We start from the raw sequence: 2,485 nt of genomic DNA, 5'->3' as shown, positions 1-2,485 counted from the left end.
GTTGCCGACGCAGCCGTACGCATTCGCGACCAGGGGCAGGTGTTCCACGTCGAAGCATTCGTACTTCCGAAGAAGCGTCGTGTCGCCGTTGATGCTCTTGACCGCCTGGCCCAGAGCATCTCCGACCAGACCACGGGGCCGCGGATGAACGCCGCAGAGACCGGCTCCGTACCGAGAGCGGGGACGTCGAGCTCGGCCTCGAAGGATTCCACCTGACGTCCGAAGGCATTGCGGCGGACGACGACGTCGAGCCCCCCGAACGATTCCTGCCCGTCGATCGCGTCGACGATGTCATCGGCGAGCATGATCAGTCCCGCACAGGTGCCGAGCACCGGCATCCCTGCCGCGATCGCGTCGCGGATCGGCTGCTGCATCCCGAACATGCGGGAGAGCTTGTCGATCACGCTCGACTCTCCACCCGGGATCACGAGGCCGCCCACCGACGAGAGCTCGTCGGGACGACGCACCAGAACCACATCGGCGCCGAGGCCCGTGAGCAGGGCGGCGTGCTCGCGCACGTCGCCCTGCAGCGCGAGGACACCGACCCGAGTGCTACCAGCCACGCTCGGCGAGGCGGTGCGGTGCCGGGAGGTCACTGACGTTGATGCCGACCATAGCCTCGCCGAGACCCCGCGAAACCTCGGCGATGACCTTGGCGTCGTCGAAGAAGGTCGTCGCCTTGACGATCGCCTTCGCGCGCTCGGCGGGGTTGCCCGACTTGAAGATCCCGGATCCGACGAACACGCCGTCGGCGCCGAGCTGCATCATCATCGCCGCATCCGCAGGGGTCGCGACTCCGCCGGCCACGAACAGCACGACGGGGAGCTTTCCGGTCTCGGCGATCTCGGCCACGAGCTCGTAGGGTGCCTGCAGCTCCTTGGCCGCGACGAACAGCTCGTCCTTGGGCAGCGCGGTGAGCGCGGCGATCTCGCCGCGGATCTTGCGGATGTGCTTCATCGCCTCCGAGACGTCACCGGTACCGGCCTCGCCCTTGGAGCGGATCATGGCCGCGCCCTCGTTGATGCGACGCAGCGCCTCGCCGAGGTTGGTCGCACCGCACACGAACGGCACAGTGAAGCCGTACTTGTCGATGTGGTTCACGTAGTCGGCGGGCGAGAGCACCTCGGACTCGTCGATGTAGTCGACGCCGAGCTCCTGCAGGACCTGCGCTTCGACGAAGTGCCCGATGCGGGCCTTGGCCATGACGGGGATCGACACCGCGTCGATGATGCTGTCGATCATGTCGGGGTCGCTCATGCGCGATACGCCGCCCTGCGCACGGATGTCGGCCGGCACGCGCTCGAGCGCCATGACGGCGACGGCGCCGGCGTCTTCGGCGATCTTCGCCTGCTCTGCCGTGACGACGTCCATGATGACGCCGCCCTTGAGCATCTCGGCGAGTCCGCGCTTGACGCGCGAGGATCCGGTGGTTGCCTGTTCTGCCATGGGGAACTCCTGTCGGATGCACCGAAGTCGGTTTTGATCTAGGTCAAACATAGCACTGTCCGATTCGACCTAGAATCGCTGAGGAGGACCATGAGCGACCAGATCACAGGCACCACCGCATCGGACATCGCGGACAGCGTGCGTTCCCTGCGCGATCGCGGAATCCTCCACGCCGGTGCGGTGCTCCCCCCGGTGCGGGAGCTCGCGGCCACGCTGGGTGTGAACCGGAACACCGCCGTCGCGGCCTATCGACAGCTCGCCCAGGCGGGCCTGGTGATCTCTCGCGGCCGAGCGGGCACCGTCGTCGCCGGCCTCGAAGCGGTGGCGCAGGAGGGGTACGCCTCCGACACGGTGCTCCGCGACATCGGCACGGGGAACCCGGATCCGCGGCTCATCCCCGACCCGGCGCCCGCGCTGATGACCATCGCATCGCGTCCGGTGCTCTACGGCGAGCCCGTGATCGACGAAGGCCTCGAGCAGTGGTCGAGCCGGTGGATCACCGGCGATCTCGCAGAACACGACTTCCGGATCACGATCACGAGCGGCGCGGTCGACGCCGTCGAGCGCCTGCTGGCGCAGGCCCTGATGCGCGATGACGCCGTCGCACTGGAAGACCCCTGCTTCCTGGCGAGCATCCACACGGTACGACTCGGCGGGTACCGCGCGGTTCCCGTGCCCGTCGATGCCGAGGGCATGACGGTCGACGGCCTGCGTTCCGCGCTGGCGGCCGGAGTCCGCGCCATCATCTGCACACCACGGGCCCAGAATCCGACCGGAGCGAGCCTCACCGCATCCCGGGCCGCTGAACTGCGCGGCGTGCTCGCCGACCACCCCTACGTGCTGATCATCGAGGACGATCACTTCTCGATGCTCTCGCAACGGCCGTACGAATCGCTCATCGGGCCGGACCACCGCCGGTTCGCCCTCGTGCGCTCCGTCTCGAAGTTCCTGGGACCCTCCGACGGGTGCCCCGGTGGCGACGGCGAACAGCACCAGGACGGGCAGCGAGAAGAGGAACTCGATGCCCTTGCTGAGGACG

At 68.0% G+C, this 2,485-nt stretch carries 3 protein-coding genes; 1 reads left to right on the top strand and 2 read right to left on the bottom strand.

Annotation, left to right across the window (positions count from 1 at the left end):
- Together pdxT and pdxS are read right to left on the bottom strand one after the other, a co-directional pair.
- Positions 1 to 563: pyridoxal 5'-phosphate synthase glutaminase subunit PdxT (gene pdxT, locus KZA10_RS12250; protein ID WP_308289662.1), on the bottom strand; the 563-nt coding region annotated here is incomplete at its 3' end.
- The gene (pdxS, locus tag KZA10_RS12245) at positions 553 to 1,446 is read right to left on the bottom strand and encodes a pyridoxal 5'-phosphate synthase lyase subunit PdxS (RefSeq protein WP_218683011.1); all 894 of its coding nucleotides are present in this window, start codon (positions 1,444 to 1,446) and stop codon (positions 553 to 555) included. The genes pdxS and pdxT, both read right to left, overlap by 11 nt.
- 90 nt (positions 1,447 to 1,536) lie before the next feature.
- Here pdxS and KZA10_RS12240 point away from each other — a divergent pair.
- On the top strand, positions 1,537 to 2,485 hold a 949-nt coding region (locus KZA10_RS12240; protein ID WP_256934787.1), incomplete at its 3' end, for an aminotransferase class I/II-fold pyridoxal phosphate-dependent enzyme.

Origin of the sequence: Microbacterium sp. BF1 (genome assembly GCF_019279095.1) — a bacterium.
Classification (GTDB): Bacteria; Actinomycetota; Actinomycetes; order Actinomycetales; family Microbacteriaceae; genus Microbacterium; species Microbacterium maritypicum.
The sequence above is the reverse complement of the archived record's forward strand: the minus strand, read 5'-3'. Positions and strand labels throughout refer to the sequence as shown.